This is a genomic window from Dechloromonas sp. H13 (assembly GCF_009469615.1).
GTDB lineage: Bacteria > Pseudomonadota > Gammaproteobacteria > Burkholderiales > Rhodocyclaceae > Azonexus.
On the sequence record NZ_SSXX01000003.1, the window covers coordinates 173,146 to 191,458 of the forward strand.

Consider the following 18,313-nt stretch of genomic DNA (forward strand, 5'->3'; position numbering starts at 1 on the left):
CTATGACTTTAGTTGTAGCGAGTATCTGAAGTTGTTCCAGGAACATCATCAGTGCATAATTTGTGGGCTTTTCACCGAAAAGCAAAAGCACCAACAACAAGACGTGGCGGCATCTTCGTCAGGCGGTCTACAAGGGACGGAAAATGGGGGATGAAAGCAGCAACCCGACAGCCGAGGGGCTGGAAAAGGCTCTCCTCGACCTCGTAATTGAGAGCTGGCGCTTCACCAAGCTCTTCCAGCGTCTTCTGACGAAGGTTGATGCCGGCGAAGGCACCCGTTACATCAACCAATACCGCTACTACCTCAAGCGCCTGGACGATTGCCTGAGCCAGGCCGGATTTCACGTTGCAAACATCGAAGGTCACCCCTACGACGCAGGCATGGCTGCCAGCGCGCTCAATATTGGTGATTTCGGACCCGATGACGTGCTTCTCGTCGATCAGATGGTTGAGCCCATCATCATGGGGCCTGACGGCCTTGTACGCTCAGGAACGGTAATGCTTCGGAAGGTAGCAGAATGAAGAACTACGTAGGGATTGATCTCGGAACGACCAACAGCGCCATCTGCTCCTACGACGGCGAGAACGTCAAGCTCTACAAGAGCCCTGAGCAGCACGATGTCACGCCTTCCGCGATCTTCATCGACAAGCGCGGCAACAAGTACGTCGGCGCACGGGCCTACAACAACTCGGCCCGAAATCCCGACAACGCCGCTGTGCTCTTCAAGCGCCTGATGGGCACAAGCACCCCGATCAAGCTGCCGGCGATCAACCTGACGATGCGCCCCGAGGAATGCTCGGCGGAGATTTTGCGGGTACTGTTCGGCTTTCTGCCCGAGGAAATCCGCAACGATCCTGAGACGGGAACGGTGATCACTGTTCCGGCGGCCTTCAATCAGATGCAGAAGGACTCCACCATGTCGGCCGCCGAAGCGGCGGGCCTCGGCAAGGTCGCTCTGATGCAAGAGCCGGTCGCGGCGGTGATGAGCGTCATGCGCCATCGCAAGGGCGACGGTGTGTTCCTCGTCTATGACCTCGGCGGCGGAACACTGGATATCGCCATCGCCGAAAGCATCGCCGGGAGAGTGAATCTGCTGGCCCACGGCGGCATAGCCATGTGCGGCGGACGCGACTTCGACCGCATCCTGCTCGACAATGTAGTCAAGCCCTGGTTGTTGAATAACTTCGATCTCCCTGAGGATTTCACCGTCAATCCGCAATATAAGTCGCTCGTCAGGATGGCGACGTGGGCGGCGGAGAAGGCCAAGATTGAGCTGTCCTCGAAAGAGGAAGCCGTCATTGGCCTGTCCGAAACCGAACTGGGAGCCAAGGACGCGTCGGGCGAGGAAATGTACCTCGACATCCCGTTCCCGCGTTCTTTGCTCGACGAGTTGATCGAGCCCAAGATTAGTGAATCGATCCAGGCAGCTCGGGAGACGATGGAGAAGGCGGGTCTGACACCGCACGACATCGAGCGTGTAGTCTTCGTTGGCGGCCCAACCCACTACAAGCCACTGCGCGACAAGGTGGCCTTCGAGCTTGGCATCGCGCCGTCGACCGACGTGAATCCGATGACCGCTGTTGCCGAAGGTGCTGCCGTATTCGCGGAATCCATCGACTGGAATTCGATGACGCGCGGACGCAAGAGCACCCGTGGCGCCATCAGTGCCGGCGGTCGGCTCGATCTGGCGTTCAATTACATCGCCCGTACCCCGGATTCGCGCGCCAAGATCGCCGTCAAGCTTGGCGGTACCGCATTGGCTGGTGCTGCCTTCCAGGTCGATAGCCTGGACACCGGGTGGTCATCAGGCCGCGTCGCCTTGAAGGATGGGGCCACGGTCGAAGTTACCCTCTCCAAGCCTGGCGAAAACACCTTCAAGATTTTCGTCTTCGATTCGACTGGTGGGCCGATCTCGCTGGAGAACAGCAAGATCGTTATCACCAGAACGGCTGCCACCATCGATGGCATTCCGTCTTCGTCATCCATTGGTATCGAGGTCCTCGACAAGCTCGGTGGCCGCGCGGTGCTCGACTTCATCGTCAAGGAAGGTGATTCATTACCAAAGAAAGGCCAGAAGACCTACAAGGCCGGTGAATCCTTGAAGGCAGGCAGTAACGGCGTCATCAACTTCAAGCTGTGGGAAGGGGACATTGATGACCCAGTGACCGACAACCGGCCGATTGGTCTCTTTACGATCCGTGGCCACGACTTCGAAAGCGGCGTGATCTCGGCCGGTGCTGACCTGATCTGCGAGTACGAAGCATCCGACTCCGGCAACATCTGGTTGTCTGTCACCGTGCCCAGCATCGGTGGCACGTTCAACAGCACTCACAACTTCTATTCGCGTGATGGCGGGTTGATCGATTACACCAGCGCCTCATTGCAGGTTCGCGAGGATGCGGAAACGGTTCGGTCCCGTGTCCAGGCCGTATCCCAGAAGGTCGACAACCCGAAGTTGGATCAAGCCATGGAGAAGCTCCACCAGGCCGCCAACCTTAAGGACGGTGAGAGCGACCCGGAAACTGCCAAGCAAGCCATGGACAGCGTTCTCGAAGCCAAAAAGCTGCTGGCGCAGGTCAGGAAGGAACACATCAAGGAAATTCGACAGCTCGACTTGGATCGGTGCGTCAATTTCTTCAATGAAAGCGTTCGCCAATACGCGAGACCAACGGAAGTTTCTGCATTCGATAACCTGTCTCGCACCGCTCAGCGTTCCATCGACAGCAACAGCTCAGACTTTGAGAGCCACCTTGGGCAGCTCAGAGGAAAGAACTTCGAAATCCTCTGGCGCCAGGACTGGTTCGTGGTCGACTGGTTTAAGAACCTTGCCGAGGAAACATACCTTTTCCCGGACAAGCGCAAGCACGCCGAACTGGTAGCAATCGGACAGGAAGCGATCAAGGCCGACGAGATCGACAAGCTCCGGCGCGTCGTCTGGGAACTCGACAACATGAAGGTTGGCACGGCTGCGGAAGACGAGATGTTCGCGACTGCCAATATCGTTCGGGGATGATCCATGCCCCTTGATGCTTGGTTGCCGGTAGGACTCTCGCTGCCTGATGGGGCAAAGGTGCGACTCGTTTTGCATGAGGGCGTCGACTGGCAAATCTTCGAGGCGCAGGGTGGCGGTCATGCCTTGGTGGTCAAAGAATCTCTGCACCAGCACTGGGTTGACTCGAAGCTCATCGAACCAGGCGTCTTTGTACCGTTCTCCTTTGGTGGCGATAGCCTCTTCGAGGCGTCCTGCGGAAGCGGGCATGTTCTTTCTCCGATCACGGCCTGCAAGTCCCCTGACTCTAAGAACGAGGCGCTGGCCTTTGCCGATGCCCTTCTTGCCACGAGGCAACTCGATCCCGAAAGCCCTTTCCAGGATGCGATCTATGTCGAGAAGCTCTCCAGGCTTCTGCCGACCTACAGCCTTACAGCCCGAGTTCCCGACGATGTGGTATTCGGCTCCTGGATCACCGGAGGCGTGCCGGTTTCGGTCACGGCCTTCCGGCGGCTCCGGACACTCGTTAGCTGGTTGGGTGAGCAACACCTGCGTGAAGTTGTGCAGCGGGCTGGCTTCACGGCGCCGGCAACTTCAGGAAGAACACGTGCTGCGGCGAAGGTAGCCGACGCAAAGGCACAACCAGGGGAAGAACCGAAGGAACCGGTACCCGAGACATTCTCATTGGCCGGCAGGCCGGAACTCGAAAATTTCCTGATTGAGCACGTCATCGACATCATCGAGAACAAGGAGCGCTACAAGGCCCTTGGTATCGAATTTCCTTCGGCGATCATTCTTCATGGACCCCCTGGCTGCGGCAAGACGTTCGCGATTGAACGCCTCGTCGAGTATCTGGGTTGGCCAAGCTTCCAGATCGAAGCCTCCAGTGTTGCCAGCCCATTCATTCACGAGACGAGCAAGAAGGTTGCAGAGGTCTTCGACAAGGCCATCAAAAACTCGCCATCGGTTCTCGTCATCGACGAAATGGAAGCGTTCCTCGCAGATCGGCAGATGGGCGCCGGGTCAAGCCACCACAGGGTAGAAGAGGTGGCTGAGTTCCTTCGCCGTATTCCAGAGGCGATCAAGAACGAGGTCCTGATCGTCGCGATGACCAACCGAATCGAGATGATCGATCCGGCGATTCTGAGACGAGGCCGGTTCGATCACGTCGTGAAGGTCGATATGGCATCGGAATACGAAGTGCTGTCGTTACTTCAAAACCTGGTGGGCCAGTTGCCACAGGAGGGCGAGATCGACCTGTCGTCGCTGGCCAAGAAGCTTTCTGGGCGTCCCCTATCGGATGTCGCCTTCGTGGTCAGGGAAGGGGCTCGGATCGCCGCACGATCCGGCAAGGACAAGTTGAACCAGGAGAGTCTGGCTAAGGCGCTTGAAGCTTCCCCTGCCAGGGATGAGGACGGCGGACATCGGAAGATCGGGTTCGTTTGAAGTGAGTCAGCCATGTCAGATAGAAAGAACGACGGAAAAGGATTTGCTGGGCTCGATTCGCTGGTGTCCGACGTTTCGGACGATGTTCGGAACGTAAGCAGCAAACCTGCACAGCCCCGCCAGGAAACACCCCGAACAACGCCCCCTAGTCCGCCCTCGGTTCAGGCGGAGCCGGTACAGCCGCAGCCCACGCCACAATCGAGACCAACTCCGATTGCTTCAGGCAAGCAACCTTCAGGAGGGAAGAATTGGCTCGTATGGGGCGGCATCATCCTCTTCTTGATCTGGGTCTTCGGAAACTCTGGCAAGTCGAACAACAACACGTCTTACTCGCCGTCGCCGTCCTATTCTTCCTCGCCTGCACCTGCACCTGCACCTGCTCCTGCGCCAGCGGCTGCACCCGCTCCGGCAGTTGTTTCCTCAAATGGTGAGAAACCGCCGGCGGGGAACGGCCTGTCCTTCAATCGGGAGCAAATTCGCTATTGCCTGACTGAGAAATATCGCGTCTCAGCCATTGAAAGCATTGTCGATAACACACGCAGCAACGAGGTCGCAGCGTACAACGCGATGGTCGATGACTACAACAGCCGTTGCAGTCATTTCCGCTATCGGAGAGGGATGCTGGAAGGCGTTCGGTCTGAAGTTGATGCAAGGGCCGATGAGATACGGAACGCAGCTCAAAGCACGTGGGTTAGGCAGGTACTAGGCATCAGTTCGTTGGCCGCACCATCATCGGGTGCGAATGCGCAACGAGCCGCTGTTCAACCCTCACCGCCGCCATTAGCAAATTCCGTGGCGGCAGCACCGTTAGCACCTTCGACACCACAGTCTTCCGCGAGTAGCGTGCAAGACTTGACCTCCGCCGAAAGGGAATCGCTTGAAGCCGCGTGCTCTCAGGACAAGTACCTCAATGGACCAGCAGCGTACAACCGATGCATTACGAATCAAATCGCCTTGCTCAGCCGAGGGAATCGGAGGCCGAACTTGTCGGCACTAAGTTCGGCTGAGAGGGAATCGATTGAGGCAGCCTGCTCACAGGACAAATACCTCAACGGCCCAGCCGCTTACAACCAATGTCTGACGAATCAGCTTGCGGCGGTGAATAGACAATCCGGCAGACCAAACCTATCAGGCCTGAATTCTGCCGAGCACGAATCAATTGAGGCTGCGTGCTCGCAAGACAAGTATCTGAATGGTCCGGCAGCCTACAACTCGTGCCTTAACCGGCAGCTAGCCGCCCTGAGCCAAAGCGGGAGTCGCCCGTCTTTGGCTGGACTTTCTTCAAACGACAGAAATTCGATAGAGCTGGCTTGCTCCCAGGACAAGTACCTGAACGGGCCTGCGGCGTACAACTCGTGTGTATCGCGGCAACTCATGAGATCGCGATAATGACTAAGGCAATTTGCTTCAATTGCGGAGCTGAGAAGTTCGGGGCATTTACCCAGTGCTCCGCATGCAAGGCGGCCCCAAGCAACCAGGAACAGCTCGAAACCTCAATGGCTCTGTGCGAGCACATGCATTCGAGCCAACAACTGGTCGTCTTCGCCGAGGACATCCGTCGGCATCGGAGATTGGTGTTTGGACCTGGCGTTCTTGATCAAGCTCGCGAGGCGCTCAAAGACCCGCAATTGGTATCGATGCTGGGTCTGGTGGTCAAGAACGTAAGCCAGGAGTCTCAAAGACCCTCATCGTCGCCGCCTCGGCCAAGTCCAGCCGAGGCCACAAGCTTCAAGGTCCGGCGCGACGCTCCTGAGAACACCGACCTTCACAAGACAGCGTTCGCAATCCTGGATGTAACGACCAGGGACAACCGTCGAAGGATCGTCGAGCAGGCGGAAGAACGTAGCCTTTCGATGGATCACGAGCTTTGCACGAAGGCTCGCTCGGACTTAACCAATCCGCGCAATCGCCTTTCCGTGGAAATTTCCTGGCTTCCGGGTATTTCGCCAAAGCGGGCATCAGCCTACTGCACGCTCATCAAGCACGACCTGGACAAGTTCATGTCAGTAGCCGAGGATGAGTCGCCGCTGGTTAAGTCGAACCTGATCGCGGCGGCGCTGGATCTGTTCGATGCCGACATGGACGCCGACGACTGGGCAACATGGATTTGCCAATTGGCCTCGGAGTCCGACCAGATTGACGCCGAGGATGTCTTCCGGCTCATCAACGAAGATCGTGCTGTTGCTGGATTTCCTCTCGTCTCAGCTCCTGAACTCGTTGAGGAGGAGGTCTCGAACCGCCGCCGGTACTTCAAGGATTCGATCAAGAACGCGATTGATCGCCTACCGACCAAGCGCATGATTGATGTCATGACTGATGTCGTTGATACGGCAACGGTGTCGGGGGAGGATGCAGCGCCATTATTGATCGACGAATTGATCGATAGCTATGAGCTGGGTGTTCGCTCGTTCCTTGATCGCGAGGCTGAGAACGTCGAGAAGCTAATCGGATCGATCAGAAATTGCGCGAGCGGTGGGGTTAGGGCGGTGGCGCCTCTGATCGACAAGCTCGATTCGGTTATCCGCAACTGGGATCGGGTGGCTCAGCCGATACAGGTCAGCATGAAATCGCGTGGGCTTGAGCATGACCAAAGCCGACGTATGGCACTCGATGTGAGAAGCCTCGGGATTGATCTGTTCAATGAGCACCAAATGCTGGATCAGGCAGAGCGGATCACGCATCTCCTGAAAGATGTGTTTGCCGAACTGCCAGAGGTGGCTAATCGTCTCGAAGAGGATTCGGTCGCCATTTCGAACATCCACAGGGATCGCCAGAGAGAACAGAAGCGAGCCGACGACTGGGTAAGGGAAATCACCTTCGAGGCCCAGATTGGGCTGGTCTTCAAGGACACTCTGAAAATTTCACCGAACGGTGTCGAGTGGAAGGGCTCCCGAGTTGCACTCGACGACGTCACCGGAGTCGGTTGGGGGGCGACCCGGAATTCGGTCAATGGGGTACCGACCGGTACCGACTACTTCATCTATTGGTGCGACCAGCATAACGTCACGCGGGTCCAGCTCAACCGAGAAAACGTCTATTCGACTTTCATCGACAAGCTCTGGAAGGCGGTTGGTGTTCGGCTCTTGACCGACATGGTAAGTGGCCTGCGTGAAGGCGAGCGATATCGCTTTGGCGATGCAGTTCTCGACGATTCCGGTTTTGAACTGACCAAGAGCCATCTGTTCAGTGCTGATGAGAAGATCAAGGCGACTTGGGCTGAGCTGCAAATCTGGAGCGCCAATGGCTCGCTTTGTATCGGCAAGACCAACGACAAGAAGGCCGTTCTGACACTGCCGTATCAGGGTGCCAACAACGCGCACGTTCTGGAGGCCGCGATTCGGACGCTATTCAAGACCGGCAATCCCAAGCTGAGCAGCATCCTCGAAGACTAAACAACAACCGACAACAAACCAGGGAGCAGGAATCATGGGATTCTTTTCCAAGCTACTCGGCAAGGAAGAAGAGGGCAACAAGGCCCTCAGGGAAGCCATGCAGATGATCTGGAAAATCGTCGACGACGAGAAGTTCCAGAACACGCTTCTCGGCGATGATATGGAGGCTTTGCTGAAGAACACCCCGGCCATCGACGAGCGCCCCGATGGGGAAGGTGCCTTCGGGCTGGATGAGCGCAACCCAATTCCCGTCAATGGTGCGATTGGCGAACTATCCTACCTATCCAGGCTGGAGACAACCAATGGCGAGAGGGTGATGTTCCATCGGATTGGTGCGATAAACACCGTCGATGTCTTCGAGGCCGTGACGTACTCTGGCAGTGGGTGGTACATCTTCTTCGTCGATCTCTACCATCCGAGACGTTCCAGGAAGGCTCCTCCGGGGTTCCGTATAGCAAATGAGCCACGCCAGTTCAGCGGCTTCCACAATTACTGCTACAACTTCCCCTACGACTTCGCCGAGGCAAAGCAGGCGTCCGCTGAATTGCTTCGTATGGCCTACATCCCCCTTGGGAACGTCATGCCTCAGATTGAAAAGAAGGTCTTCTCCCGACCGATGTCCCACAAGGCCAAGCTCGACATCGTAAAGAGCAAGATGTCCAGCCGGTCGGATATGTGAGAGGTCGATGTCTTCTGACAAGAAGGGGTTCAGCGGGCTGGATGATCTGGTTTCCGATATTTCGGGTGCCCTTTCTCCTCAGCCCTCAAAGCAGCCTGTAAAGACCGAGCCAGCGCCTCGTTCGGAGCCTACACCTGAGCCTCGGCCAGTTCCTCACGCCAGTTCTTCTGCTACTGCGCAACAAAGTTCAGTGCAACCCACGCTGCCCAATTCCAGCGGAGGAGGGACGTGGGTCATCGGCATTGTGGTTGTGGTCGTTTTCTTGGTCATTGTGTTCGCCTCCGGTGGTCGCAATGACAGTGGCTCATCTCAAAGGCAGTACGCAGTTCCCTCGGCGCCACCACCGTCCGTCTACGCTATTGGTATTCCGGACATCAGCAGCGAACAGGATCGATTGATCAATGCCTTGTTACAAGCCAGCCAGTCGGGTGACGCAACCGCAATCGAGAATGCAGCCTCTGCCATCGAAGCCTTGTCATCGAAGCCGACTATCGACAAGGCCGTGTACAAGGATTCACGCGCAAAGAACAAGACTGCCCTTCAATACCACAAGGAAGGTCACGACGATCTCGCCGCCAAGGAGTTTTTCGCTGCCTACAAGCTGAATCCGTACGACCCGGAGATTGCGGACAACCTTGGCTACGTTCTGTTCAACGTTGGGGACTCCGTTGCCGCCAAAAAGGCCTATTTGGCAGCCCTGATGCGCAGTGCGCGCCGGGCATCGGCCTGGGGTGGCTTGGCTAAGGTATTTGCCTTGAACAGCGCCTCCGACAAGGCCAGTAACGCATTTGCGCTGGCCTTCCAGTTCTCGAAGGCGCCCAAGACGCTCAGGCAGACACTGCTGACATCCTACCGGGAGGAGAAGATTCCAGCCGTCAAGAGCGCGGTCGGGGCGGCGCTGGCGGCAAACTACTCATCGGTGGTGGCTCAATTCCTGAAACCTGCCTTAGGGAATCTCGCCAACGTCGAAATTCCGGTCTTCTTGCCAACCACGTTCGCTCCGTTGGGTTACGAGGGCAATCCGATTGTGGCATACGCCCTGAACAACGGAACGTTCGGTATCCAAGCCACGGCTGACAGCTACCACATCCCTGTCGGATCAGAACCGGACTGCGTGTCCATGGCATGCGGTGCCGGCGCTATTTCAGCCAGAAAAGCACTGCAAACGGATGCTGACGACGGTGAGCCGGTTGAGTTACAGGGTGGCATCAAAGGTGTCATCGTCAAAGGTGTCTATCGGGACACTGACCACCTCGTGTTCCGCATAGGAGATATTCGATACTCATTCAATGTCGGCTCAGCACCAGCAGCCGATATCGAGGCGGCCAACTCTGCCTTGAAACTGGGGGCGATCCCGACCGACATACTGGGCGTCCTGCCGAAGATGGCGATGGCGGCGCCACCTCCCCCAGAACCTGTAGCGCAGTTTCCGGTTGCACCACCACCTGCTCCAGCTCCCGCGCCGTTGCCAGCTCCTGCCAACGTTCGGCCGCCTGCGAATCCGTATTGCACATCTACCTACGACATATCGCTGGAGACCTTTGGCGAGGGGGTCTTAGTTGAGCTGAGAAGGGGCTACCCAGGAAGTTCCACCATCGTCGATGTCGCGCAATCTTCAGGTGGCAACGTCCATTTCACGGGACTATGCGCAGGTTCCTATTTCCTGGCGATTGGTAACAGCGAGAGCGTCAGCGTAACGCCCGCCCGGAACTTCGAAAATGACGTGGCCTACCGCAGCTCTATCCAGATGCAACGCGGGGCTGGGAATGTGAGTTCGAAGCGGCGCAACGAACTGTAAGGTCGCAGGGTAGAGATAACCTCGACGGACGTATCCTCGGCCGAAACAGGTTGCTGCACTACAATGCGATGAGGGCGAGATTCTCGGCCGGCACGTGACGCTGCGCCAACTCAACCAAATGCCTATGGTGTGTAAACACCAGCACTTGGTTCTCGCCCGCGAAATCAGCCAACGCTTCCAGAATGGCGCCGGAGCGATCCTCGTCCGAGGTCATCAGAACATCGTCAAGGATGACCGGCAGGTCGACGCCGGCAGCGCGCCGAAGATCCAAGGCAGCTAGGCGTAGCGCCAAGTAGAGCTGGTCAAGGGTACCCTCGCTCATCTCTTCGACGCGGATTCTCGAGCCACTAGTGCGTTCGGCAATCAGGGCCGGCTCCTTGTCGGAGTCGTCGCTGATCAGCCGGACAAATTCGCCGCGCGTCATCCGGCTAAAGTAACTCGACGCTGCAGTCAGCATGGGCCCCTGAGCCCGATCGCGGAACCGTTTGAGCGCTTCGGCGAGAAGCGCATGCGCGAGCCGTGAACGAATCCAAGGGGACATATTGGCGCGTATGCTGGCAGCCGCTCGTTCCATATCCTCACGCGCCGCGACGGCCGTGTCGGAGCCGTCGATGGCCTCCAGGGCGCGCCGGGCCAACTCCTCACACTCGCGGGCGGACCGCAGGCGCAGTTCGAGTTGGTTCAGCTCTTCCGAGAAGTTCGTCTCGTCGGCATCCATACGCGCCGCATCATAGTCGGCCAGTAGGGTGCGCAGTTCGTCTACCGAGCGCCGTGATGCCTGCGCCAAGTGTGAGCTCGAGCGATCGACCTCGCTCTGTGTATCCCGTTTGCGCCGTGACTGCTCTTCGGCTTCCGGAAGGTGATTTGCTGAGTCGACGCCGGCAGCGAGGCACAGGGTTGACAAGACTTGCTGGTGACGCGCACCCGTGTCCTCGTGTTCGCGCTGCGTTTTCTGGGCAGCCTCCAGCGCTTGCTGCGCCAGCGTGCGCTTTGTCTGGACCTCCTCGGCAGCGATTAGACGCGCGGAGACCTGCTCGATGTACAAACGAAGATCGAGAGGCTCGGAGCCACCAAGCGCCTGCAAGATCGCCTTGGCGGCGTCGTCCAGGAGGGCGAGCGCCTGGTTCGCCCGGCGCTCCTTGGCTTGAGCCGAAGCGAGCCTGTCCTTGGCGTCCATGAGATCTTCAAATTCGCGCATGCGCGCCCGGGCGACCGCGACCGTCGTATCCTCGGGCAGGAGCAGTCCGGCGAATGCTGGCTTTAAGGCATCCCTCGTATTGCGCAGGGCGCTAGTTAACTCGTCTTCGTGGGCGGCCCGCTGCTGGAACTGCCGTTCGCGTTCGAGGCGCTTGCCAGCGGCCTGGTTAATCGCCGTTTCGCGCTGCTTGATTTCTGCATCGACTTCCGACGCCGTCGCCGCCAGCGTACTGAGCCGTGCCTCTCCCGCAGGCATGGCGCGGCCGGTAGCGACGATCGCTGCGCGCAATTGGCTGGCGAGCGCCTGCTCGGTGGCTTGAACCTGCTCGAACTCGTCGAGCTTCGACTGCAGCGTCTCGCACGCCGTCCGAGCAACTGGCAACAGGGCCTGCCAGTCGCGCAACGCTGCCGGCGACAGGGCAGGCAGATTTGCCGCAGCAAGCGTCTGATGCCAAATCGCTTGCCGGGTCTCTTCGTCCCGGTCGAGTTCTTCGAGTTGGTGCTTGAGTTCGCTGCAATCCGTCTCCAAGGTCTCGATTGCCCGCTTGCTCGACTGCAGTGCTGCCGCGCGCTCGGTGTCACTGGCCAACTCGTCGACCAGGCGATCGGCCTGAATTACCGCGTCCTCGTAAGCCGCCGGGAGCGGCTTGTCGCTGGCGCGCGCATCGGTGGGAGAACTCGTGCCGTCAATGTAGATTCCGCGCAGCAGTGTCCACTCGGCGTCCCGATGCGAGCGTGCCGTCTCGACATCGTCCCGCGTCGGGACCTCACCTTTGGCAAGCAGACGATCGCGCTGGCTGAGTTCATTGCGCAGCGCCTCGGAAATCTGGTCGATTCGTTTTTCGAGCGCATCGCGCCGTGTCGCGGAGGCATTTTCTTGCTTCATCGCGACGTCGATCTGCGCGTCCAGCAGTGGTTGCACCCTGCGTAGGGCCGCTTCATCCACCAAACCGACGGCTTCCAACCCGTTGGCCACCGCGCGTCGCGCGGCCTTGATTTCACCGGGTAGCGAAGCCAGACGCTTGAGATCTGAATCGCTGCGCGCGAGTTCGGCCTGGGCGATGCGCAGCATCGTTCGCGATTCCGGCGAGGGCAGTGCCTCGGCCGTAGATTCCTCGGCGTCCATGCTCTGGCGCCCGGATTCCTGGTGCTGCTTAAGCGCCTGCTCGGCGAGTTCTAAGGCATGCAGAAGCTGCTCGATGCTGACCCGTGCTGTTCTCGCAGGTGCGTGTTCGCCGACCGCCTCAGCGGATCGCGACGCGTCGATTCTGGCTGCGAGCCGGACGACCTGTTCCGTTTCCGTAGCCACGTCGACAGTGGCGTCAGCCAAATCGCGGCGATGCTGATCGATCGCCTCCGCGGAGGCCGCGAGTCGCTTGACCGCCGGTGCTACGTCCAGGATCGCAACATCCAGTTTGAGTTCGTCGAGCCGCTGTTGCTGGCCCACAGCCTCTGCCGAGGCTAGCTTGGCATTATGCTGCGCATCAGACAGGCCGGACTCGGCGGCGGCCCGCTCGGTGGCTGCGGTTAGCGACAGGAGTGGCACCGACTTCAGGTCATCCAGGATCCGCGACGCATGCTGCAGCGTGCTGATTACCGGTGCCACGGCGCGCAGTTCCTTGATTAGAAGCAACTTGGTATTCAGCTCCCCGCGGCGCGCCTCAAGCTCGGCAACATCGGCAGCCGCCGCCTGATGTTTCTTGAAGACATCGGCCCAGTGCGCCGGTCTCACCAGGGCCTGCTTGTACTCACCATGGCGTTCTTCGTACGCCTTCATCGCTTCGTTGATGCGTGCGTTTTTTCCACGCGCGCCGGGCATGAAGAACCTGCGCGCTGAAGCATCCAGACGCTCAAGGATTTGTGGGATGCTGCGAATACCAGCACTCGCTTCGAACAGGGCTGCCCCGACGTCACCTTCGCCTTTCAGGAGTGCCTGACCACCTTCTCGCAGCTGGCGGTGGTCGAGTCCGAACATTGACTCGTACTCTTCCTTGCGAAGCCCGCCGTTCAGCAGAATCTCGACATCTGGTGGAACGGGCGTTTCCAAGGCGAAGCCCCCAAGTTCGAAGTCGGCGAAGCAGAGCGTTGTACCGCGACCCTTGCGGCGTATCAGCGAATACTCGTTGCCCTGCCGATCAACGAACTCACCACCCACCCGCATGTCCGGGTGAGCGTGTATGAAGTTGTCCTTGCTTTGCAATGGGATCCCGAATCGCAAATCCGAGATGGCGCGCAAGGTGGATGACTTGCCTGCCTCATTGGCGCCATGCACGAGCACGAGTCTTTGCGCGGCCCTGCCAAAGTCAAGCACGCGGTCGGTGAAAGGGCCGAAAGCCTTCAGGTGCAGGCGGCGCAGCTTCATTGGACGCCCCCTTCGGTCGTGATACCGGAAATCTGAGCAAGCACCGTTGCTTCGGCGTCCGCGAGAAACGCGCGCATAGTGGCGAAGTCGAATGTCATCGGGTCGACGTCAGCGAGCGCGCCCGGAAGGTCCTTCATCTCGGCCAGCTGCTGTGAGAACCACGCCTTGAGTTGTCCCTCGTCAGTGCTGACCACGTCAACCAGCCTCACGACTTCGCCAACCGCATCGGCACGCGCGGCCATGGCAGTGCGATCCATGGGCGACTGCAGGTCGAGGCGGATTTGCTCGATCCAGATGTCCGTATCTTCCAGGTCCTGGGTTGCCGCCTGGATCGCCGCGGCGATCGAACCGGGCTCCTCAGCCTCCAGCCTGTGCAGCGCCGACTCCCCCTGGATGAGGAGGCGCACAGCGTGGAGACGGTCCCGGGCATCGGCGACGAGTTCGCGCGCTTGGCCCACGAAGTGCCGCGCCAAAGCGTCGAGGGAACTTAGCCCCGATACATCGAGGCGAAACTGATGCCAACGCACTACCTCCAGGGGAACAAACTCGGCCGCGGTGATGACGCCGCCCTCGACCGTGACCAACTCGCACCCCTTCGGGCCGGTCTCTTTGGCGTGGCGCCCCTGCAGGTTACCCGGAAACACGATGCGGGGATCAGACGGCCGGACCACCTCGCGCGTATGCACGTGGCCTAGCGCGAAATAGTCGTAGCCCTTTTCGCACAGCGCCTCGACGGAAGTAGGCGCATACGAGTCGTGGCCCTCGCGTCCAGTCAGGCTCGTATGTAGAAGGCCGATGTTGAAGCGCCCCGGCAGCGGATCTGGATAGAGGGGCACCAAGTCCTCCGGCACCGCGCGATGCGGGAAGCTGCGCCCGTGTACAGCTACGCCGAGTGCCTCCAGGTCGATCGTTTCGCTCTTGTAAGCGCTAAAGACGTGGACGCCTTCGACTTCGGGTAGCTGTTTCGTGATCTGGCTTTCCGCGTCGTGGTTCCCCTTGACCATGAAGACGAGGATGCCGGCGCGCCGCAGCCGCAGCATCTGTTCGCGGAAGAACAGGCCCGTTCGAAAGTCGGCCCAGTTGCCATCGTAGATATCGCCGGCCAGTAGCACGATCGCCACACGTTGCTCGAGGGCGAGTTCGACTAAGGCCACCAGCGCCTGGCGCGAGGCGCCGCGCAGGCGCGCCACGGGAGCACCATCATAGCTGTCCAGGCCGCGTAGCGGACTATCGACATGCAGATCTGCAGCATGGATGAATTTCACGTGGACTGACTCCCGGTTGCGCTATGGCCGACTTGACCGAGCACGATATCGGCATGTACCGCTAAGGAGTTTACATGACCATCTTGGGTGGCCCAAGGCTTCGATGTAGACAAACGCTCTATGCGCTGCCTGGCTGGGGTTTCAAGTAAGTAGAGTCTTCCGATTTCGGTGCTTGGCCGTGGGCAAGCTCTGCCGACCCCAATAAACCCATGATGCAGGAACCCGCTCGGTTGCCACCTGAGGTGGGTTGCGAACAATGCGCTGGACATACGGAATTGGTGTTCGCCGAGACGCAGCCCTTCCTGTCGGATGTCATCCAGTTGTCCGCACAGAGGATGGCGTTGACGGGCCAGACACAGCAGGCCGTGGCGGCCTACGCGTATGTAAGGGTGAAGGGCTGAGCCGGCAAGCCTTGCCGATCACGCATCAAGTCAACTTGATGACCGACCAACAGGTGGTTGCCTTGGTCAGGAGGTGGGAAGACATTCTCGCGGGGTGCATTTTGCCGCGGCGGGCTCGGTCCAAGAAATCGTACGCTATGTGTGCGTTCCCGGCGCGATGCAACGACAAAATCGGTACAGGGCTCGCTGCGGGCGGGCAAGCGGATGATCGCGATTGTTAGCCTGCGGCAGTCCGTTCGCATGACGAGGCATGATTCTAATGCCCACCTGAAGAATATCCGAACATGCCTGCTGATAGCACAGGCGAGCTGAGAAGCTACTACCTCATCGTGAGGTCCGCGAAGGTAATTGATTTTCAGGTACTTTCATCCTACATTGCTATAACATACAAAGGACAGTGTTGGAGAAGTGTGCCTCGGAGAGATCACGAGCATACCGTTCCGCTTCCAGGTACGAGCAATATATTGAAAAGTCATTGGGGTATGCATGAATACTACGACACTAAGGTGGTTACTCGTCCTCCTAGCACTGTTTGCCTATTGGTTCACCGCGTTCGAAACGGGGAGGGCTTCAAAGTTTACTATTTCAATGGTACAGCGCATTGCTGAGGCTAAAACAGGAGATGAACCGGCAAAGGTAGAAGCGCTGGCCAAAGAACTCGGCCAGGGACTTCGTGAATTAAATGATGCCACAGTAAGCACGTTCTATGGCTTGCATGCTGCAATCTCGGCTGTACTCGCAGCTCTGCTAGCCATCGAGGTGGTACAGAACCCCAACGGCGCGAAGCCCTTTTTGAGATTGACTACGTTTGCCGACAGCCGATGGCTTGCTTTGGGAATAGTCCTTCTATTCGTCTCTTGGGCTATCGTTTCCGGGTGGATGTCCCTTCAAGCCTTCACAGCCCCGGACGATTTTTCCAACGTCCTGAGCGAGAACTCGAAATTCATTGCAGAGACGCAACGCAACGTCGCGACGAAGCTTAAGGGGGTGTGGGATGGCATTCGAACAGCGACGGTAGGGACGCTCGTTGGTGCCCTTTATGCTGCGTTCGCCGTGAAGCCGAAGCAATAGGGAGTTCTTACGTCCGGTTTAAAGGAGCGGGCCGTGGCTCTGGCATACATGGCTGGCGGCGGGGTAGGGTAGATCCTGGTTTACGTAAGGTGTCGACGAATCGATATGCATAGCTCAACTTGGTACAATGCTGATGTGATATCGAGTAAACGTAATTCAAAAGAATAGTCATCGGGACGACGATATGAAGTGACATTGGCAATTTAGTAGTGGGAAATCGTCGGGTAGGAGGCGGTCGCTGATCCTTAGGGGAGGGGAGTTGTGAATAGCTTTCTTGGCAACTTCGGGCGCGCAGCTGTTCTCGCCCAATACATATTTCTTGCGGCGATAGCGGCAGGTGCCAGTGGGTGTGCGAGCTATGGGACGGGAAACTACTCCGTCACCATAGGCACCAAGTCTACACAAGCTCTACTAGTTCCACCGGGAGTTTCCACATCGCAGAACCTCTCAATTGTCCTGCCGATGCCATGGGTCGCGAAGTGCGATGGATTCGAAATCCCATTTGCAGCACGCGAAGGTTCCGACGAGGATGTTCGACTACAGCCAGCCTGGGGATTTAGGTCGTCGGCGCACACAAGAGTGCGGATGGCATCGCCGGATCGAATCGATCCGAGACGGTTGGAGGAATCGATCAACGCTGGGTTGGCGCAATCCGGGACATGCTTTGTGGAAGTGCCAGAAGAAGCGCGGAGCACATTTCGGTCTAACTTAATCGAATTGGTATCCACGCTGATACCACGAACATTTACCGAGGACTTGTGGCACAACTATCTCTTTGACCCTGACTCAAACGAAAAGCTAGTTGCGCTGCGTCCTGGAATGCGATTGCGGCTTGTCTTCAGTCATTTCTATTCGGCCGCCAATCTCTCAGAGTTGCGCGAAGGTTGGGCAAGTGCGGGAACATCCAGCGTGGTCTACGACGTGGTGAAACGCGGTGGATGCACCACCCTATCAGCATGGCGGCCAACGATCTATGGATCCGACATCGCCGACTTCAATTCCACAGACCTGTCACAGGTGCTGGAGATGAACGCTAGCAGTCCGGAACCGGACTTCGTCGTCAAGAATTTCAGGCTGATCAACGGTTCGTGGGATTTTGTTAACCCCGCTTGTACTGGCAAGAGCGGTGTCCTAGTCCTACGCTATCCATCTCTGGTGGTGGGCCAGAAGGACATGGCTTCAAAGACCAGGATCAAGGTGCTTGCTCTACCGATGATCTTCGCGGCCGACAATTACGCAGGTGCCATCAATCTCTCGCATAATGCAAACTTAGTGGACGGTGATTCACCAGAAGGAACAGAGGCGCGTGACACCCTACGCAAGAGCTGCGTCGACGGGCGCTGCTTCTTGATCAGTGCTAGGGCATTACCCATTCCAGAGATCAGAATTTCAATCAATGGTGCGCTGAGCTGGGTCGAAATGGGCACCCGAATCCGCGATGTGGTTCAAGCCGATCGTGGAACCCTGGGCGCTGTCGCCTACGAGAGAAGCGGTTCCAATTCCAACCGAAGCATAACAAGCCCAAAGCCCAGATCAGTCGAAATTCGACGCATCGCGCCGCTTTTCCGCTATGCATCGCTCGACTATCGCAGCTTCGAGGAGATCGGCGATCTGATTCTGGCGCCTGACGATGAGGTATCGTGGAAATGACTACTCTAAGCAGGGTTTCGGGCGGGCGGTTATTCATTCCAGAGCTAGTGAGCTTTAGCGCGG

Annotated in this window: 10 protein-coding genes; 8 read left to right on the plus strand and 2 right to left on the minus strand. The window is 58.1% G+C overall.

From position 1 onward, the window contains the following. The first annotated feature begins 62 nt into the window (after window positions 1-62). The 6 genes from GH660_RS09150 to GH660_RS09175 all read left to right on the plus strand — a co-directional run bounded on the left by GH660_RS09150 (window position 63) and on the right by GH660_RS09175 (window position 10,304). On the plus strand, window positions 63-521 hold the full coding sequence (locus GH660_RS09150; RefSeq protein ID WP_228276435.1) for a hypothetical protein: 459 nt from the start codon (window positions 63-65) through the stop codon (window positions 519-521). Then, window positions 518-3,013, plus strand: a complete 2,496-nt coding sequence (locus tag GH660_RS09155; protein WP_153146358.1) for an Hsp70 family protein — start codon at window positions 518-520, stop codon at window positions 3,011-3,013. Before GH660_RS09150 ends, GH660_RS09155 begins: the two co-directional genes overlap by 4 nt. A 3-nt stretch (window positions 3,014-3,016) precedes the next feature. Continuing rightward, window positions 3,017-4,435 (plus strand): ATP-binding protein, encoded by a 1,419-nt coding sequence (locus tag GH660_RS09160; protein ID WP_153146359.1) that lies wholly within the window; start codon window positions 3,017-3,019, stop codon window positions 4,433-4,435. Window positions 4,436-5,823: 1,388 nt separating this feature from the next. Continuing rightward, window positions 5,824-7,827 carry a hypothetical protein gene (locus GH660_RS09165; protein WP_228276436.1) on the plus strand — a complete coding sequence of 668 codons (2,004 nt, stop codon included), beginning with the start codon at window positions 5,824-5,826 and terminating at the stop codon, window positions 7,825-7,827. Window positions 7,828-7,861: 34 nt separating this feature from the next. After that, the gene (locus tag GH660_RS09170; RefSeq protein ID WP_153146360.1) at window positions 7,862-8,506 is read left to right on the plus strand and encodes a hypothetical protein; all 645 of its coding nucleotides are present in this window, start codon (window positions 7,862-7,864) and stop codon (window positions 8,504-8,506) included. Window positions 8,507-8,513: 7 nt separating this feature from the next. After that, a complete protein-coding gene (locus GH660_RS09175) occupies window positions 8,514-10,304 on the plus strand; it encodes a tetratricopeptide repeat protein (RefSeq protein ID WP_153146361.1) in 1,791 nt (596 codons plus the stop codon). Window positions 10,305-10,362: 58 nt separating this feature from the next. Here the strand turns inward: GH660_RS09175 and GH660_RS09180 are convergent, their stop codons facing one another. Both GH660_RS09180 and GH660_RS09185 read right to left on the minus strand, forming a co-directional pair. Then, window positions 10,363-13,863, minus strand: a complete 3,501-nt coding sequence (locus tag GH660_RS09180; RefSeq protein ID WP_153146362.1) for a YhaN family protein — start codon at window positions 13,861-13,863, stop codon at window positions 10,363-10,365. Continuing rightward, window positions 13,860-15,128 (minus strand): DNA repair exonuclease, encoded by a 1,269-nt coding sequence (locus tag GH660_RS09185; protein ID WP_153146363.1) that lies wholly within the window; start codon window positions 15,126-15,128, stop codon window positions 13,860-13,862. The genes GH660_RS09180 and GH660_RS09185 overlap by 4 nt, the downstream gene beginning before the upstream one ends. A gap of 887 nt (window positions 15,129-16,015) precedes the next feature. Between GH660_RS09185 and GH660_RS09190 the strand changes: the two genes are divergently transcribed. Together GH660_RS09190 and GH660_RS09195 are read left to right on the plus strand one after the other, a co-directional pair. Next, complete coding sequence (locus GH660_RS09190) at window positions 16,016-16,600, plus strand: hypothetical protein (protein ID WP_153146364.1); 585 nt, start codon at window positions 16,016-16,018, stop codon at window positions 16,598-16,600. 585 nt (window positions 16,601-17,185) lie between these two features. Beyond that, the gene (locus GH660_RS09195) at window positions 17,186-18,250 is read left to right on the plus strand and encodes a hypothetical protein (protein WP_153146365.1); all 1,065 of its coding nucleotides are present in this window, start codon (window positions 17,186-17,188) and stop codon (window positions 18,248-18,250) included. The last annotated feature ends 63 nt before the right edge of the window (window positions 18,251-18,313 follow it).